This is a genomic window from Nocardia sp. NPDC050630, assembly GCF_044457245.1.
In the GTDB taxonomy this organism is placed as follows: Bacteria; Actinomycetota; Actinomycetes; order Mycobacteriales; family Mycobacteriaceae; genus Nocardia.
In genome coordinates, this window is sequence record NZ_JBITGN010000004.1 from 18,004 (window position 1) to 37,721 (window position 19,718).

General features: G+C 67.3%; 6 protein-coding genes. 1 reads left to right on the forward strand and 5 read right to left on the reverse strand.

Going from position 1 to position 19,718, the window contains the following annotated elements; translation table 11 throughout:
* Positions 1–36: 36 nt before the first annotated feature.
* The 5 genes from ACIBG0_RS12820 to ACIBG0_RS12840 all read right to left on the reverse strand — a co-directional run bounded on the left by ACIBG0_RS12820 (position 37) and on the right by ACIBG0_RS12840 (position 18,273).
* Positions 37–1,401 carry a wax ester/triacylglycerol synthase domain-containing protein gene (locus ACIBG0_RS12820; RefSeq protein ID WP_397032047.1) on the reverse strand — a complete coding sequence of 455 codons (1,365 nt, stop codon included), beginning with the start codon at positions 1,399–1,401 and terminating at the stop codon, positions 37–39.
* A gap of 472 nt (positions 1,402–1,873) precedes the next feature.
* Entirely contained in the window at positions 1,874–2,806 is a 933-nt protein-coding gene (locus ACIBG0_RS12825; RefSeq protein ID WP_397032049.1) for an aldo/keto reductase, read from the reverse strand.
* A 10-nt stretch (positions 2,807–2,816) separates the two neighbouring features.
* Positions 2,817–16,889 (reverse strand): amino acid adenylation domain-containing protein, encoded by a 14,073-nt coding sequence (locus tag ACIBG0_RS12830; RefSeq protein ID WP_397032051.1) that lies wholly within the window; start codon positions 16,887–16,889, stop codon positions 2,817–2,819.
* A gap of 397 nt (positions 16,890–17,286) precedes the next feature.
* Positions 17,287–17,991: a PIG-L deacetylase family protein gene (locus ACIBG0_RS12835; protein ID WP_397032663.1), complete on the reverse strand. Its 705-nt coding sequence runs from the start codon at positions 17,989–17,991 to the stop codon at positions 17,287–17,289.
* Positions 17,992–18,099: 108 nt separating this feature from the next.
* Entirely contained in the window at positions 18,100–18,273 is a 174-nt protein-coding gene (locus tag ACIBG0_RS12840; protein ID WP_397032053.1) for a hypothetical protein, read from the reverse strand.
* Positions 18,274–18,550: 277 nt separating this feature from the next.
* On the opposite strand from ACIBG0_RS12840, the gene ACIBG0_RS12845 reads away from it, so the two are divergent.
* Positions 18,551–19,672: a hypothetical protein gene (locus tag ACIBG0_RS12845; protein WP_397032055.1), complete on the forward strand. Its 1,122-nt coding sequence runs from the start codon at positions 18,551–18,553 to the stop codon at positions 19,670–19,672.
* Positions 19,673–19,718: the final 46 nt, after the last annotated feature.

A 19,718-nucleotide genomic window follows, 5' to 3' on the forward strand; every position in this document is an offset into this window, starting at 1 on the left:
CGAATGGGGTACCGCACACGAGAGCTGCCCGGCCAGTTACTGCGACTGTCCGAGCGCGGCGGCGACTTCACGGCACGACTCCCGCAGGAGGTCGCAGTAATCGTCCAGGTCGGGGACGATCGCCGGATCGCATGCCACCGATAGGGTGAAGCTGTCGCCAGCGCCGACGAATGAATGTGCCAAACCGATTTCCGGATACACCGGCGGCAGCATGCCCGCGAAGCGAAATGGCTTGCCCGACAACGACCATTCGGCGGTCGGCTCGCACCTGATACTGGTCAGGATCGTGTGCGCGTGCGCAGGAGCGTCCGGATCGGCGGGCCCGAACGTACCGAATCGCGCCCGGTAGGTGCGGCTCGGCAGTAGGTCGATGAGTGCGAGCCGGTTGAGTTCCCTGCGGCTCGACGCCGAATGGCGGCGCGCCCGGAGCGTGGCGTCGATCGCCCGCGCACGAGCGGCGAGGTCGGGTTCCGCCGCTGCCAGGGCGACAGCATCGGCACCGACACGATTGACACCCATTACCGGCGCGTCGGGAACCGCGACGGTCACCAATACCGCGAGATCGTCGGGACAGCTACCATCGCGTTTTTCGAGATAGCGCTGCAATGCGTGCGATATCGCCGTCAGCCCGACCGACGTCACCGTAACCCCCTGCGCACGGACGAGGCTCAGCGCCAACGGAATCGTCCGCATGGCGCGTCCCGGCCCGATCCGGCGGTTGAGCCGGGTGGAGGAAACCGGTGGAACATTCGGCCCGCTGTCGTCGTTTTCGCGGGCGATCCGGCGCATCTCACGTCGGACGCGGACATTGAAACGCAGCGCCTGCAACGGCCAGCGCAGCGCACCCGCCACGGCGGCGAGCGCGGGGCGCGGGCGCTGCGTGGCCGGGCCTTGCCCCTCGATCCGCAACGGCACCGTGGCGAACAACGCCTCCGACAGCGATGTCATGGCCGGACCCGCCATCAGCGCATGACTGACATGCATCAGCACAACGGTGCCCACGCCACTCAGCGTCGGGATACCGGTGACGTTCGGAAATACGTGGAGCTGCCAGGCCATGACCCGAGCGTCCAGCGGCTGCTCGAGAATGCGCCCGATCTCGTCCTGGCACTGTGCCCAATTCAATTGTGCCGCAGCATGAGCGACGATGTGGGTGTCGATCGGACTGTCGTCGACCACCCAGAACGGGTGCCCGAGCCCGCCGGGCACCTCCTGGATCCGACGGCGCAGCGGTTCGAGCAGTTCGGCTCGTTCACCGATGTGGTCGGCGATATCGGCAGCGGTCAGCGGCGCGTCACCGTTGTCGAATACCCACCACATCGGCCAGTCGGTGACCCGGCCGGAGCGGGCCAAGTAGTAATAGGCGGCGTCATTGGCCACCAGTTGTGCTTCGTACATCATGCTGCTCTCGTCGATCCGATTGCTGCACTATGCCATCGGTCAGTGACCATCACGTCTGCCGGAATCGAAATCGGGTGTCGGCGCTCCCGATCCAAGTTCCGGGTCTCCGGCCGATTCCCCGTGTACCCGGCCATTCCCCGGGTCCCTCGTCGTCCTCCCCGGGGTCCCTGGCCGCCCTCCCCGGGCCTCCGGCCCATTCCCCGGGTTCCTGGCCGCGTCCCTGGGGTTCCGGCCGCCTCCCCGGGAGCCCCAGCGGCGTCCCCGGGAGCCCCAGCGGCGTCCCCGGGAGCCCCCAGCCGCGTCCCCGAGTCCCGGCCGCCTCCCCGAGTCTCTGGCCGCCTCTCCGGAGCCCCGGCCACGTCGCCCGCGCCTCCCGGGTCTCCGGCCACGTCCCCGGGGCTCTATAGCCGCCTGCCCGACTCCCGTCCGCCGCCCCGAGCCCGGCCGCATTCAGCAGCGAACCCGGCGCTTCTCAGCTACGCGACACTTTCGGCAGCAGGGAACGCCAACCCCGTGCGCCGCCCCCGGATGCCGGGGTGCTCACCGCGGACAGTGCGGCGAATTCATCGTCGGTGAGTGTGATGGTGGCGGCGGCCGTGTTCTCCTCGAGATGCGCCACGCTGGACGTGCCGGGAATGGGCAGGATGACCGGCGAGCGGCGAAGGAGCCAGGCGAGCGCGAGTTGGGACGGGCTGGCATCCTCGCGCGTGAGGGAATCCAGCGGACCGCCCGGACGGGCGAGATCGCCGGTGGCCATGGGGAACCACGGTATGAAGGCGATGTTGTTCGCCTCGGCATATTCGAGTACGTCCTCCGCACTGCGGTTGGCGAGGTTGTACTGGTTCTGCACCGAGACGATATCGGCGATCTTGCGCGCCTTGTCCAGCTGAACGACGGTGACCTCGGACAGGCCGATATGCCGGATCTTGCCCTCTTGTTGCAGCGACGCCAGCTCACCGAGCTGGTCGGCGAGCGGCACCTGCGGGTCGATCCGGTGCAGCTGGAATAAATCGATGCGGTCGACGCCGAGATGGCGCAGGCTCAATTCCAGCTGCTGGCGCAGATACTCGGGGCGCCCGATCGGCACCCATTCACCGGGACGGGGCCGGGCCAGCCCGGCTTTGGTCGCGATGACCAGGTCGTCCGGATACGGGTGCAGGGCCTGGCGGATGAGCGTTTCACTGACGAACGGACCGTAGGAATCCGCGGTATCGATGAGGGTGATGCCGAGCTCAACGGCACGACGCAGCACCCGCACGGCCTCGTCCGGGTCCTTCGGGTCGCCCCATACACCGTCACCGGTCAGCTGCATCGCGCCGTAGCCCAGGCGCGTGACCGGTAGGTCACCACCGAGGGCGAAGGTGCCCGAGGCGGCGGCGGGACGGGACTGGGTTTCGGCGGACATGAGTTCCTCTCTACAGCTGGACGTCGCTCGGGGCGGGGAAGAAACCCGCATCGATGAAGGCCCTGACATAGGCATCCAAGGCCTCGGCATCGATGGGCGGACAGTGGATACCGTACTGCGCCAACTCGAGTCGGGTATTGGTGTCCTCGACCGCGGCCGCGGCCCCGCCGTAGTTGCCGCTGACCAAGGCGGCACGCACCAGCGAATCGTCGCCGGTCGCATCGCGCGCCGCCGCTTCCTCGGCCAGTTTGGTCGCGATCTCCTCGATGGATGCGATCTCGATCGGAATCCCATTCCTGCGCAGGGATTCGAAGATATCGCCGATCGCCACCGGCCGGTTGTTCACCAGGTGATAGGCCGCGCCGACCGGCGGCTGATCCGCCAGCGCGACGATGGCGCCCACCACATAGTTCACCGGCACCAGCGACATGGTGGCATCGCCGATATCCGGGGCGAGTCCGAGAATGGCGGCCGCCCGGATCATGTTCCAGAACGAGTCGTCGATACTGTTCACGCCGAGTCGCGGATCACCGGACACGGTGCCGGGACGGTAGATGCTCACCGGCACACCGCGCTCGCCGGCCTGGCGGATCAGTTGTTCGGCCACCCATTTACTTGCTACATAACCGTTTCCGGAAACCTCGCCGACCGGCACTCGAGCATCCTCACGGGCGACGAAATCCGATGCGGGCGCATTCGGAATCACCGCGTTGACCGTGGAGACGAAGTGCACCGGTTTGATCCGCCCGGTGGTCGCCAGCCGCAGCACCTCACGGGTGCCCGACACATTGGCGGCACGCAACCGCGTGTACGGCTCGATATGATTGACGCGGGCTCCGTTGTGGTAGATCGTGTCGATCTGCTGCGCGAGCCGGGCCCAGTCGGACTGATCGAGTCCGAGTCCGGGCGCGGCCAGATCGCCAGCGACAGCGACGATTCGCCCCTGATAGGCATCGTCCCAGATCCGGTACAGCTGCATGGCGTCGCGAATCCGCTTGTAGGCCCGCTCGTTATCGTCGCCGCGCACCAGGCACCAGACCGTTGCCTCGGTGCTGGCCAACAATTCCCGGAGCAGGTGCACACCGACGAATCCGGTTGCGCCGGTGAGCAGTACGTCGCGCTGCGCCTCGGCACGAGCCGGTGCGAGACCCACACCATCGATCTCCGGTTCGAGCACTGCGTCGGTGGTGATCGTCGCGATGTCGGTGCCCGGGACCACGGCCGCGGGCTCCTCCGGATTGTCGAGGCGGGTGGCCAGACCGCGCACGGTGGGCGTGGTGAACAGCGCCGCCATCGGCACGTCGATGCCGAGGCGGGTGGTCAGCGCCCGCTGCAAGGTGAAGGCGAGCAGCGAAGTACCTCCGAGATCGAAGAAATCGTCCTCGGCGCCGGCCCGAGCAATGCCGAGTACTTCGGCGAAAACCTCGGCTACGGCGCGCTCGGTGTCGGTGGCCGGTGCCACGAATTCACGGGCGCGCAGCACCGGCCGCGGCAGCGCGGCCCGATCCAGTTTGCCGCTGCTGTTCACCGGGAAGGATTCGAGCACCATGATGGCCGAGGGCACCATATAGCCCGGAAGCACGTGTGCCAGCGATTCGCGCAGGACATCGGCATCGAGCTCGGTCACGGGCACCACGTAGGCGACCAACTGATCCCCGGTCTCCGACTTCGCCACCACCACCACGGCCTGGGCGACGGACGGATCCGCCAGCAGCGCGGCCTCGATCTCCCCCAGCTCGACCCGGTGGCCACGAATCTTCGCCTGGAAGTCCGTGCGTCCCAGATATTCCAGTACGCCGTCGGCACGGCGGCGCACGAGGTCACCGGTCCGGTACATCCGGGCACCGGCCGGGCCGTACGGGTCGGCGACGAACCGATCCGAGGTCAGGTCGGCACGGCCGAGGTAGCCGCGCGCCAATTGGCTTCCCGCCAAATACAATTCGCCGACGACACCGGCGGGTACGAGATGCAGTCGGGAATCCAGCACATAGGTGCGGGTATTCCACAGCGATACACCGATCGGCACCGTCAATCGGTCATCGATGGAGGCGGGGCGATACGTCACCGATACCGCCGCCTCGGTGGGACCGTACAGGTTGTGCAGTCCGGCATCCGACAGCGCGGCGAAATCGGCGACGGTGTTGGGCGGCAAGGCCTCACCGATGACGAACACCGCACGCAGCGAGGCCAATTGCTCCACCCGGGCAGCGGCCAGGAAGACCTGCAGTACCGACGGAACGAAATCGGTGACCGTCACCCGGTGGGTGGCGATCAGCTCGGCGATATAGCCCGGATCGCGCTGTCCGTGCGGTGCGGCGAGCACCAGTTGCGCGCCGACCCACAGCGGAGCGAAATAGCCCCACAGCGATACGTCGAAGGTCGTCGCCGTCTTCTGCAGATACACATCCTCGGGACCGAACCCGTACTGGTCCACCATCCATTCGATCTGGTTGGTGATCGCGCCGTGCGAGACCATGACACCCTTGGGGCGACCGGTCGAGCCGGAGGTGAACAGCACGTACGCGGGATGATCGGCGTGCAGCGGCGCACGCAACTCACCGAAGGTGATCGGCTCGCCGGAGTATTCGGACAGATCCAGCGCATCGATATCGATGACGGGAACTCCGGTGACGGGTACCGAATTGCCATCGGTCGTCAGTACACAGACCGGCTCGGCCGTCGCCACCATGTACCCGATCCGGTCGGCCGGATGGTCGAGGTCCAGCGGCAGATACGCGCCGCCCGCGGACAGCACCGCATACATCGCGGCGACCAGCTGCGGTGAACGCGGTATCGCCAGCGCCACAACGGATTCGGGGCCGACGCCCTGGGCGATCAGGTACCTGGCGATGCGGTTGACGCGCTCGTCGAATTCCCGATAGGTCCAGGCGGTCTCGTCGTGCACGACGGCCACCGCATCCGGTGTCGTCGCCGCGGCACGGCGGTAGCCGGTGAGCAGGTAATCCGCCGATACCGGGTGCGCCGTTTCGGCCGCATCCGAGAGCAGCGCGGCGCGTTCGGTCGCCTCGGTCAGATCGATTTCGCCCACCACCACACCGGGATCACCCGCGATGGCGGTGAGCAGGCGCGCGAACCGGTCCACGAAACCCTGCACGGTGGCGGGGTCGAACATATCGGCGGCGTAGGTGACCATGCCGCCGATACCCAGCGGCGTGCCCGCCTCATCGTAGGAGTCGCCGATGTACCAGTGCAGATCGAACTGCGATACCTCGACACCGATATCCAAACTCGCGACGGTCAGCCCCGGTAGTTCCAGTGCGACGCGGTCCAGGTTCTGGAACGACAGCCCCACCTGGTAGAGCGGATGCCGCGAGGGCGAGCGCACCGGGTTCAGCACAGTGACCAAGCGCTCGAACGGCACATCCGAGTTCGCGAACGCCTGCAGATCGGTCTCGCGCTGCCGGGCGAGCAGGTCCGCGAAAGGCGCGCCGCCGTCGTATCGGGTTCGGAATACCAGGGTATTGATGAACATACCGATGAGGTCGTCGAGCACGGCGTCACCGCGTCCGGCCATCGGCGTACCGATGGCGATATCGTTGGTCCCGGACAGCCGAGCCAGCAGCACAGCGAGTGCGGTGTGCACGACCATGAACACCGTGACACCCTGCGCACGCGCCAATTCGGCCAGCGCGCTGTGGATTTCGGCGTCGATCCGCACCGCCACCTGGCCACCGGCGTAGGAACGCACCAGCGGCCTTGGCCGATCCGAGGGCAGGTCGAGCTGCTCGGGCAACCCGGCCAATTCCTGCTGCCAATACCCGATCTGCTTGGCCGCCAACGATTCCGGATCGTCCTCGGCACCGAGCAGTTCGCGCTGCCAGATGCTGTAGTCGGCGTACTGCACCGGCAGCGGAGCCCAATTCGGCGACTGTCCGGCGCTGCGTGCCACATACGCGGTCATCAGATCCCGGGCCAGCGGGCCGATCGACGAACCGTCACCCGCGATGTGGTGCACGACCATCGCCAGCACGTATTCGCGACCGTTCGCGCCATCGCCGAGGTCGAACAGGCTGATCCGGACCGGCACCTCGACGGTCAGATCGAAGGCGGTCCTGGCCAACGCGGCCACCGCGTCCACGATTTCGGCCGGGTCGATGCGCTGCACCAGCATCGGCGGAATCGCCTGCGCCGCAGGCAGGATCACCTGCACCGGGCCCGCATCGATGGGCGGATATACCGTGCGCAGAATCTCGTGACGAGTCACCACATCGCCGATCGCCGCCCGCAGCGCCTGCGTATCGACAGCACCGGTCAGGCGCACCGCCATCGGCACGTTGTAAGCCAACGAGGACGTATCCAGGCGGTTGAGGAACCACATCGCCTGCTGCGCCGCCGAGAGCGGAATCCGCTCCGGCCGCGGACCCGCGACCAACTCGGGACGGTCGCTTCCGGCCTCGTTCTCGCTCAACCTGGCCGCGAGCGCGGACACCGTCGACGCCTCGAACAGCAGGCGCACCGGCACCCTGGTATCGGATGCCGCACCCAGCCGCGCCGCCAGCCGGGTGGCGATCAGCGAGTTGCCACCCAATTCGAAGAAGTCGTCGTCGGCACCGACCGGTGTCGACGGCGCGAGCAATTCGGTGAATACGCTCGCCACCAGCTCTTCCCAACGCCCGGACGGAGCACGGTAGGCCCTGGTGTGCAGCACCGGCGCGGGCAGGGCGGCACGGTCGAGTTTGCCGACCGGAGTCAGCGGAATCTCGTCGAGCACCATGACAGTGGTCGGCACCATATGCGCGGGCAGGCTGTTCGCAGCGAATGCGGTGAGCTCGTCGGCATCGGCCGTCGCACCGGCGGCGGCATGCACATAGGAAACGAGAATTGTTGCACCGCTGGCGATTTCGTGACCGATGGTGACCGCGAAGTCAACGGTTTCGTGCGCCGCGAGCACGGCGTCGATTTCGCCGAGTTCGATGCGGAAGCCGCGGACCTTGACCTGGAAGTCGTTGCGACCCAGATATTCCAGCGCACCGTCGACCGTCCGGCGGACCAGATCGCCGGTCCGGTACAGCCTGGCACCGTCCCGGTCGAATGGATTGGCCACGAACCGGGCGGCGGTCAGCGCGGGGCGCTCATGGTAGCCGCGGGCCACCTGCGCACCGGTGATGTAGAGCTCGCCGACGGCACGGTCCGGCACCGGCGAGAGCCGCTCGTCGAGTACGTACTCGGTAATGGCGCGGATCGGCCCGCCGATGGTGACGGTCTCGCCGGGCACCAGCGGCGCGCTGATATTGGTCATGATCGTGGTCTCGGTCGGCCCGTACCCGTTGTAGAACTCACGGGTACGCCGCCCGGCGATCGGAATCGTCCAACGCCGCACCAGCTCCGGCGGGCAGGCCTCGCCTCCGGCGATGACGACGCGGAGCTTGTCCAGGCCCGCCGGGTCGACGGACGCCAGCGCCGCGGGCGTGATGAACGCATGCGTCACCCGCTCCCGGCGCAGCAGCGCGGCCAGCTCGTCGCCGCCGTATACCGTCGGCGCGGCCACCACCATGGTCGCGGCGCCACCGACGGCCAACAGCAACTCGAGCACCGATGCGTCGAACGACGGCGATGCGAAATGCAGTGTGCGCGAACTGCTCGTCACCCGGTAGCGCTCGCGCTGTTCGGCGCAGAAACTCGACAAACCGGCCTGCGTGACGACCACGCCCTTGGGCTTACCGGTCGATCCGGAGGTGTAGATGACATAGGCCGGATGCGCGGCGCGCAACGGCCGCAACCGATCCGCATCCGTCACCGGATCAGCGCTGTAGTCATCGAGTCGCCGATCGATATCCTCGGCATCAATGGTCAGCCACTGCACCTCGTCGGGCAGGTCAGGGCCGACCTCGGTGACCGTAAGCCCCAGCACCGCATGCGAATCGGCGATCATGTGCCGGACCCGTTCGACGGGATAGTTGGGGTCCACCGGGACGAATCCGGCGCCGGTCTTGGCGATCGCCCACACCGCGAGCACGGACTCCGGCGAACGCGGAATGCCGATCGCGACCAGGTCCTCCGGACCAATGCCACGGTCGATCAGCAGTCGAGCCAACCTGCTCGAGCGCTCGTCGAGGTCGACGTACTCCCATTCGGCCAGCTGCTCGGCGGCATCGGCGAAGATCACCGCGACACCATCGGGATTGGTGTCAACGGCATCGGCCAACAGCTGCGGCAGCAGCGTGGTCTGTTCGGCCGGTGCTGGATCGGCGGTCCGTACGGGCGCGGCCAGCGCCCGGTCCCGTTCCGCCTCGTCGAGGATGTCGATGGCACCCACGATCACCTGCGCATCGGCGGCGACAGCGGCGAGGATCCGCTCGAATCGGCGGCCGAGGCCCGCAATGGTCGCTTCCTCGAAAAGGTCTGTCGCATAGGCGAAGCCGATGACCAGTTCGCCCGGCTTGCCATCGTCGTGCTGGCGCGCCTCGACGATCACCTGCAGGTCGAATTTCGCGACGATCTCACCGGTATCGACGGCCGAGACCGTTAGCCCGGGCAATTCCAGTGTCGGCTGCTCGATGTTCTGGAACGACAGCATCACCTGGAACAGCGGATTCGCCGAGACGGCCCGGGCGGGCAGTACCTCCTCGACCACCCGCTCGAACGGGATCTCCGCATTGGCGAAGGCGGACAGGTCGGTCTCGCGGACCTGCTCGACGAATGTCGCGAACGAAGCGTCGCGATCGACATCGGTGCGCAGAGTCAGCGTATTGACGAACATGCCGACCAGATCGTCCAGTTCGGCCGAACCACGACCCGCGATCGGGGTGCCGATCGCGATATCCGAGCCGCCGGACAGCCGCGCGAGCAATGCGGCCAGCGCGGCGTGTACGACCATGAACAACGACGAATTGTGCTGGCGCGCAAGGTCGGCCAGACCGGCGTGCACCTGCGCGGGCACGGCGATTTCGGTGGCCCCACCGCGCATCGACGCCTGCGCCGGACGCGGACGGTCCAGCGGCAGCCGCGCGGTTTCGCTCACACCGGCCAGCTGCCGCCGCCAGTACGCCAATTGCTGTGCGGCTATGGAGTTCTCGTCGTCCTCGGTGCCGATGACCGCGCGCTGCCAGAGCGCGAAATCGGCGTACTGCACTGGCAGCGGAGCCCAACCCGGGGCGATCCCCGCCGTGCGCGCGAGATAGGCGGTCGCCAGATCCCGAGCCAGCGGTGCCAGCGAGACACCATCCGCGGAAATGTGGTGCGTGACGAGGACGAGCAGATGCTCGTCGCTGGCCGGGTCGGAGAACAACCGGATGCGCACGGGCGGGTGCTCGGTGACATCGAATCCGGCGGACAACAGCGCCGCGACCCGATCCGGGTCCGCGGTCGCTTCGACCTCCAGCCCGTTCGGCAGCGTTTCGGCCACGGACATGATGTCCTGGCGGGGCGTCGCGTCCGGACCGTCGACCGGGAAGCGCGTGCGCAGCGCCTCGTGCCGCTCCAATACATCGGCGACGGCCGCGCGCAGTGCTGGCACGTCCAGAGTGCCGGTGAGCCGGATGGCGAAGGGCAGGTTGTAGGACGGGGATTCGGTATCGACCTGGTTGAGTACCCACATCCGATGCTGCGCCAATGACAGCGGGATGCGCTGCGGGCGCACGGCCCGCGTCAACGGCGGCCGATCCGCATGCTCGGAATCCGGCACGATACGCCCAGCCAGGTCGGCGACCACCGGTGCGTCGAACAGCATGCGCACCGGCACCCGCGCGCCCAACGCCGCACTCAGCCGGGCCACGACCTGGGTGGCGACCAGTGAGTTGCCGCCCAGGGTGAAGAAGTCGTCGTCGGCGCCGACCCGGTCCACCCCGAGCACCTCCGCGAACACGCCAGCGACGATTTCTTCGAGCGGAGTGGACGGCGCGCGGAATTCCCGGCCCGCCAGGGTCGGCCGCGGCAGCGCCTTGCGGTCCAGCTTGCCCGCGGTACTGAGCGGGAACTCGCCCAGCTCCACGATCGTGACCGGAACCATGTACGGGGGCAGTGTGCCCGCCAGCGCGGCGCGCAGCGGCTCCACCTCGAGGTGCGCCCCGGGCACCGGGACCGCGTAGGCCACCAGCTGGTCACCGAGTTCGGTGGGAACCACCAGGACGGCCGCCTGGTTCACCGACGGCTGCGCCAGCAGGGCCGCCTCGATATCGCCGAGTTCGATGCGCTGTCCACGCAGCTTCACCTGGAAGTCGGTGCGGCCCAGGTATTTCAGGACACTGGCTGCGCTCCAGGCCACCAGGTCGCCGGTCCGGTACATCCGCTCGCCGGTTCCGAAGGGGTTGGCCACGAACCGTTCGGCGGTCAGATCCGCGCGCCCGAGATAGCTGCGGGCCAGCTGATCACCGGCGAGGTAGAGCTCACCGGTGACCCCGGCGGGCACCGGCCGCAGGCGGGCATCCAGCACGTACAGGCGGCTGTTCCATACCGGCGATCCGATCGGCAGGCCGCCCTGATCGTCGGCGGTCGCGAGCCAGGTCGTGACGGCGACCGCGGTCTCGGTCGGGCCGTACACATTGAGCACCGACGCGTCACACACCGCGCGGACCGCGGCCACGGTCTCCGCGGGCAGCAGCTCGCCGCCGACGATGATGTGCCGCAGTGTCGGAATGGCACCGGCGGGCGTGTGGGCGGCGAACACCGCGAGCATCGACGGCACGAAGTCGGTGACGGTAACCTTCTGCGCCGCAATGGTTTCGGCGATATAGGTGGCATCGCGATGGCCGTCGGGGGTGGCCATCAGCAGTTTGGCGCCGAGTCGCAGCGGAATGAAGTAGCCCCACATCGAGGCGTCGAAGGTGAAGGCGGCCTTCTGTAGGTACACATCGTCGGCATGCAGCGGATACCGGGACTGCATCCAGGCCAGATGGTTACCGATGGCCCGGTGCGAAACCGCGACGCCCTTGGGCCGTCCGGTGGAGCCGGAGGTGAACAGCACATACGCCAGGCTCTCCGGGCGCACCGGGCGCAGCAGCTCCCCGGCCTCCAGCGGGGTACCGGCGACTCCGTCCAGATCCGCGGTATCGATGTGCAGCAATGGAATTCCGTCCGGCACCGGAACGGCGTCCGCGGTCGTGGTCAGCACGCACACCGGCCGCGCCGCGGTCAGCACGTGCTCGACGCGCTCGGCCGGATGATCCGGGTCCACGGGTACGTATGCACCACCCGCGGTGAGCACCGCGTACATGCCGACGACCAGATCCAGCGAGCGCCGGACCGCGAGACCGACCAGCGATTCCGCTCCCACTCCCTGCGAGATCAGCAGGCGGGCAAGGCGATTCACCCGGTCGTCGAGTTCCCCGTACGTGAGTTCGGCGCCCTCGTAGGCCACCGCGACCCGATCCGGATGCGCCAGCACCGCGCGTCGGTAGCCGTCCAGCAGCAGCTCGGGTTCGACCGTATGACCGGTATCGTTCCAGTCCAGCAGAATTCGATCCCGCTCGGCGTCGGACAGCATGATATCGATATCGCCGACCTGGGCCGCGGGATCGCCGACCAGCGCGTCGAGCACCCGGCCCAGCCGCGCGGCAAGGGTGTCCACCGCGTCAGCGGTGAAGCCGCCACCGGCATACCGCCACGTCAGCTCGATCGTCGACGTCGCTACCGCTACCAGCGTCAGCGGGTAGTGCGCACCGTCCTCCATACCGACGGCGGTCACCGACATGCCGTCGATGGAATCGGCGGCGGCGATCGCATCCCGGTCGATCGGGTAGGACTCGAAGACCAGCAAGGTATCGAATTGCGCTCCGGCACCGGCGATCCGCTGGATATCGGTGAGCCCCACATAGTGGTGGTCGAGCAGACCGGCCTGCTCGCGCTGCAGCGTCCGCAAGAACTCGGCGACCGCCAACCGGCCGTCGACCCGCACACGCACCGGAAGCGTATTGATGAACAAACCGACCATCGACTCCACGCCGGACAACTCGGCCGGACGTCCGGACACCGTGGTGCCGAACACCACGTCGTCGCGACCGGTGAAACGCCCGAGCAGAATGCCCAATGCCGCCTGCAGCACGGTGTTCACGGTGACGCCGAGTTCGGCCGCCAGCTCCGAAATCCGGCGGGTGCGCTCGGTGTCGATCTCGGTGACCACCTTGCCGCTGCCATGGCCGTCGACCCTCCGCGTTTGCGGGGCGAGCAGCGTCGGCTCCGTCACACCGGACAGCGCCTGTTCCCACACCCGCAGCGACGCCTCCCGATCCCGACCGGCCAGCCAGCTCAGGAAGGTGCGGTAGGACGGCACCCGCGGTAGCGCGGACCGATCGCCCCGGGTCGCGTAGAGCACCAGCACATCGCGCATCAGCAGCGGCATCGACCAGCCGTCGAGCAAGATGTGATGGGTGGTGATCACCAGATGCCACTGATCGGTGCGATACAGGGTGAATCGCATCAGCGGCGGGGCCGACATATCGAAGCCGGTCTCCCGCTCAACAGCCACCTGCCGCCGCAGTTCCGCCAGCCGCTGCGATTCGGGCAGATGCGTCAGATCCACTGTCCGCCATGGTGCTTCGACCCGATCCAGGACCACCTGTACGGCGTGTCCGTCGGCGCCGGTGACGAATGCGGTGCGCAGATTCGGATAGCGGTCCAAGATGGCCTGGGCCGCCGCCCGCAGTCGATCGGCATCCACGATGCCGCCCAAATCGACCGTCGCCTGGGAGGTGTAGACGTCGATACTCGACTCGGCGAGTTGTGCGTGGAACAGCAGACCGGACTGCAGCGGCGAGAGCGGCCACACATCCGACACTGCCGGGTAATTCCGTTCCCACACTTCGATATCCGACTGGCTGACCGTGACCAACGGCAGATCGGATGGCGTCATCCCACCGGCATCCGGATGCCGCGCGTGCTCGGCCAGTGCGTGCAGCGCCGCGACCCACAGATCGGCGAACTCCTGTGCCCTTTCCCGCGACAACAATCCACGCGGGAAGGCGAACGACGCACCGAGTTGTGGTCCGTCCGCGCCGTCGGTGACGATCGCGTTGATGTCGATCACGCCGTTGGCGGGCATATCCGGATCCATCTCGGCATCCAGCTGACCCAGATCCCCGACCGGCACCCAACCCACGGCACCGAGGCCCTCCGGAATCTTCCCCGTCGACACCCGACCCAAGTAGTTGAAGCTGACCTGGGGGGCACCGCTCAGTTCGGCGGCGGTCTCCGGGTTCAGGTAGCGCAGCAGGCCGTAGCCCAGGCCCTTGTCGGGGACCGCGAGCAACTGCTCCTTCACCGATTTCACGATGTCGCCCAAGGCTTTTCCACCCGCGAAGGCCTCGGCGACATCGGCGCCGGCGAGATCGAGCCGGACCGGGAAGGCGCTGGTGAACCAGCCGACCGTCCGCGACAGATCCGCACCGGGGACCAGCCCCTCTTCGCGGCCGTGGCCTTCCAGCTTGACCAGCGCGGTACCGCCCGCACTCTCGCCACGCCACTTGCTCACCGCCAGCGCCAGCGCCGAGAGCAGGCCGTCGTTGACACCACCGTGATACCGGCCCGGGATCGCGGTCAGCAGCGCATCGGTCACCTCGGCGGGCACCGTCACCTCGACGCGATCGACGGTGCCGAAGGTGTCCACCGCGGGATCGAACGCGCGGGCACCGAACAGCGGATCCTCGGTATCGGAAATCTGTTGCCAGAACGGCAGTTCCGCGACTCGGACCGGATCCTGCGCCGCATCGCGCAAGGCGTGCGCCCAGCGCCGCATCGAGGTTCCGTTGGCGGGCAGCGCCACCGGCTGTCCCGCCGCCAGCTGCGACCACGCCATCGCCAGATCCGGAATCAGAATCCGCCAGGACACTCCGTCGACCACGATGTGGTGCGCGACGACCAGCAAGACATCACGACGGCGGCCGCCCTGCGGGAAGGCGAACCAGACGAACTGCGCCATCACCGCATTCGCCGGATCGAGTCGGCCCAGCGCCGCGTCGTACTCGACACTCGCCCGCCGCGACAACTCCGCATCGTCGATATCGTCGGGCACCTCTACCCGATGCACCAGCGCGTCGACGTCGATAGTGCCCGGCTCCAAGACCTCGAAGGTCCGAGGGTTGTCCGAGGTGGCTTCGCGCAACCGAGCGCGCAGCATGTCGTGGTGGTCGAAGACGGCGCCGAGCGTCGCGACCAGGGTCTCCCGGTCGATATCGTCGGGCAGCCGCAGCGCCATCGTCTGCGAGAACCGCTGATACGACGAGTCGCTGGGCAGCATCGCCGCCATGATCGGCAGCAACGGCAGTTCGCCGACCCCGCCGCCGGGCAGTTCCGCCAGCAGCTGCTGCTCCACCGCGTCGGCCGAGGTGGCGATCTCGGCCAGGGCCGCGACCGTGCGATGTTCGAAAACCTCCGCGGCGGTGAAGACCACACCGCGTGCCTTGGCGCGCGAGACCAATTGGATCGACAGGATCGAATCGCCGCCCAATGCGAAGAACGAGTCGTCGCGACCGATGCGCTCGACCCCGAGCAGTTCGGCGAATACCTCGGCGATGATCTCCTCGACCGGCGTCTCCGCCGCGCGGAACTCGCGGGGAGCGAAGACCGGCTCGGGCAGTGCCGCCCGGTCCAGCTTGCCGACCGGGGTCAACGGGATCTCGTCCAGCACGACGAAGGCGGCCGGAATCATGTATGCGGGCAGTGACTCGCCGAGGAATTCGCCGAGCGCCTCGGTGTCCACCGCGGCCCCCGCCTTCGGCAGCACATAGGCCACCAGCGCGGTCGCACCCGATGGCAGCGTCTTGCCGAGGGTCGCCGCGAAGTCGATATCCGGATGACCGGTGAGCGCGTTGTCGATCTCGCCGAGTTCGATGCGGAAGCCGCGAATCTTCACCTGGAAGTCGGAGCGACCCAGGTACTCGATGACGCCGCCCTCTTCGGTGCGCCGCACCAGATCGCCGGTGCGATACAGCCGCGCGCCCGGCGTGCCGATATCGGCGCCGAATGGGCTGGCCACGAAGCGCTCGGCGGACAGGCCCGGCCGACCGAGATAGCCCTGCGCCAAGGCGGGACCCGACAGATACAGTTCGCCGATCACCCCTGCGGGCACCGGGCGCAACCGGGCATCCAGGACGAAGGCACCGATACCCGCGATGGCCGTACCGATCGTGATGGGCTCACCCGGTGCCATCGGCGGTGTGCTGGTGGCGAGAATCGTCGCTTCGGTGGGCCCGTAGCCGTTGTGGAACGCACGCTCGCCAGCCCAGCGGCCGACCAGCTCCGGTCCGAACTTGTCGCCGGCCACCACGACAACGCGCAGCTCGTCCAGGCCGTCCGGGTCCACCGATTCCAAGGCGGCCGGGGTGATGAGCATGTGGGTGACGCGCTCGCGTCGCAGCAGATCCGAGAGTTCGGCCCCACCGAAGACCGACGGCGGCGCGATCACCAATGTCGCACCGGAGGAAAAGGTCAGCAGGAGCTCGAGCACCGAAACGTCGAAGTTGGGCGAGCAGACATGCAGGACCCGCGACTCCCCGGTAACCGCATACTGTTCGCGCTGCGCGGCGACCAGTCCGGCCAAGCCGCCGTGCGTGACAACGACGCCCTTGGGCCGTCCGGTCGATCCCGAGGTGTAGATGACATAGGCGGGGTGGCGTTCGTCGAGTCGACGGACCCGGTCGGTGTAGGAGATCGGATGAGCCGGGCGTTCGGCGATGCGCCCAGCGTGTACCGGATCGTCGAGTTCGATCCAGTCCACAGTCGTGCCGAGCACCGGCCGGTGTGCCGCAGTGGTAAGCCCGAGGACGGCACCGGAATCGGAGAGGATGTGCGCGATCCGGTCGGCCGGATAGCCGGGGTCCACGGGCACGTACGCGGCGCCGGTTTTCGCGATCGCCCACACGGCCAGCACGGATTCGATGCTGCGCGCGATACCGATGGCCACCACATCGCCCGCGCCGACCCCATGTTCGATGAGTTCGCGCGCCACGCGCGAGGACAACTCGTCGAGTTCGCGATAGGTCAGTTGCTTGTCGTCGGACGGATCGCCCGAAGGGTTGAACCGGATGGCGACGGCGTCGGCGGCGGACTCCACAGCGGCCGCGAGCAAATTCCCGAACAGCAGACCGACTCGGCGACGACTACCGCGTGCGGAACGACGATCCCTTGCCATTTCCGGTATTACACCTCTCACCTATTGCGCGCCTAAAGACCACACCCGCATAATGGAACGCACGTACTTCACTAACGGACCGCTCTGCTGCCGCGAGTCAAGCGTTCGAGTTTACAAGAGCGAACTCGTCCCATATCCCCATGCGCGGGAATCTGTTACGACATTCGCCCGAGAAGCGCGATCGACTTCACAACACGGCCTCCAACAGCCTAGGTGACGGTCGGCCACCACGTTTCCGCACCAGATCGCGACCCCCGAATCAGTAGTCGCTCGCTATCACGGCAATAGCCCCGACCACCTGCGATCGATCCAGCCAGGACCAGTGGGCGTGATCTGCGCGACATTTTCACGGAAGCGGACTCGGCAACGACATTAGAGGTGACTTCGATCACAACGGTCAGCCGAAGTGGTAGAGCTCGAAGCCGACCGCGCGCGCGGCCGGAAATCCGGGCTTCGGGGCGGTCGCCATGTCGACGACCGCGCGCACCTGGTCCGCGACCGGCTCGGGGCTGAGCACCTCGAGGTAGCGGCGGTGCTCGGCCAATGACGCGGCGGCTTGTTCGATGGTGTCGGTGACGTCGACGGCGTGCGTGGCGCTCGGCCCGACCACCGCGGCCAGCCGGGGCGACCACGGAGTTTCGGTGAGCTCCGGAAAGATCCACTCGTTGCCCGCATCGGAGATGGCATCGAGGGCGGCGCGGCCGACCGCGCGATGGTCGGCGCTGTTGACGTAACCCGGAGCCCAGGTGTCGCCGAAATTGAACAGCACCACGAATTCCGGACGATGACGGCGAATCGCGGCGGCCAGGTCTCGGCGCAGCGCCAAGGTTTGCTCGACGCGGCCGTCCGGATAACCGAGGAATTCCACCTCGTGTACCCCGACCACCTTGGCGGCGGCGATCTCCTCGGACTCGCGCAGTGGTCCTGCCTCGGCGGGCGCCATGCCCGCGATCCCGGCCTCGCCGGAGGTCACCAGGACGTAGCGAATGTCCTTGCCCTGTCCCGTCCAGCGTGCCACCGCGGCGGCCGCACCGTATTCGATATCGTCCGGATGCGCCACGATGACGAGACCGCGCTGCCAATCCTCGGGAACCTGCTCCACACTGGTCATTCAAGCAGATGTTCGAACGCGGGTGGGCCGTGCGCTCCGCACGGCCCACCTCTGACGAAACCGCGACGCCCGAGTCCCGGCGGGCCCCGCAGTTGGCCGCTACAGCTTGCTCACGGAGGAGTTGTCCGACCCCGCGACCGCCTTGTACAGCAGGTACAGCCCGAAGACGACCGCGCTGATCACCAGAATCGGAAACAGCCCCTTGATCAACGCACCGATGATGGCGAGCGCGATCCACACGACCGCTACGACACCGATGATTTTCCACAACATGCCAGCCTCCAGAAGATCTCGGGCGAACCGTCATCCGACGATCCGACACCTCGATGCTGACAGCCGGGCGCTGATAAATCACCAGCTCAGCACCAATATCCGGGTGAAGATCAGGGTTCACCCCGATCTTTCGTCGGCAGTGGGAGCGACGCCCCGCAATGCGATCGATTTCCGCATTCGCCAAGGGCGACAACAGAAGACGTCGAAGTTGTCGCGCTGGCGCACCTGCGCCAGTATTGGCTGTCGCTCGCATATATCCGAACGTTAGGGGCCACCGATGACCACCACCAGGTACGCACACTATGTCGGCAGTCTTCCAGGGGACCTGATGACGGGCGATCAAGCTATCCTGCAATGGTTTGCCGACCGCACGGCGGGCTGGCCGGTCACCGCGCTGCCCTGTGATCTGGACCCCGACTGGATCATGGACTATCTGCGGACGCGCAAGCAGCACTCCGATGTCTTCGAGATCGTCCAGGCCGGAGGGTATGCCGACTACAGCGACTTCCCCAGCTACGGCCTGCGATCCGGCAGCAAGCTCGAAGTGCGACACGTCTCGATGGACCGCGTGCAACGCATCGGTGAAGTCGTGGCCGCGTTCGAGTCGTTGCAGCGCGAGCGGCCGCAATTGGCCGAGACGAAAGTACAGATCAGCCTGCCGAATCCACTGGATCTGGCAATGTTCGTATTCGCCGGCGCGGCGGTATCCGGCGGGTTGCCGATCGGAAAAGCATTGCGGCACTTCGATCTGGCCGTCGCCGCGCTGCGACAGCTGCCGGTGTTCACCGAAGCGGTGGTGCAGGAGGTATCGGAAGTAATCGCTCGGCACGGCGACCGTGTCGTCTGGCAGTTGGAGTCGCCGTTTGCTTTGTTGAGCATGGTCAAAGCGACACAACTGGGTTCGCGGTGGGCACTGGCGCCACTGGTGGCGCGCCAGCTCGCCGGTGTGCTCGGGCGGCTGCACGAGATCGGCGCCGAAACCGTTGTGCACCTGTGCTATGGCGACTATCAGCACGAGAGCCTGCTGGCCCCGCGCAGTCTGGCTCCCGCGGTCGGTTTGCTCAATCGCACTGCGCGACTGCTGGATCGGCAGGGCGCGCCACTGCCCCCGGTCCATATTCCGTGTGCGTACGGCGCCGAGCCCGCACCACTCGAGCCGCGCTTCTACGCTCCCTTGCGATCACTGGCCACCGACTGGCCAGTGATCGCGGGCGTGGTTTCGGCGGATTCTGTCGAGAACAGCGACCGAGCGCGTGCGCTTTTCGAGCAGGCGTTGGGTCGTCATGCCTTCGGCGTGGCCACCGCATGCGGTCTCGGACGATGCACCCCCGAGGTCGCCCGAATCGCCGCCGAGGCCACGGTCGCGGTGGCACGTGACGACGAGCAGACACCCGACTGAGGCACCTCGATCAGCTGACGCGGGTGCCCGCCTGACAGTTCGCACC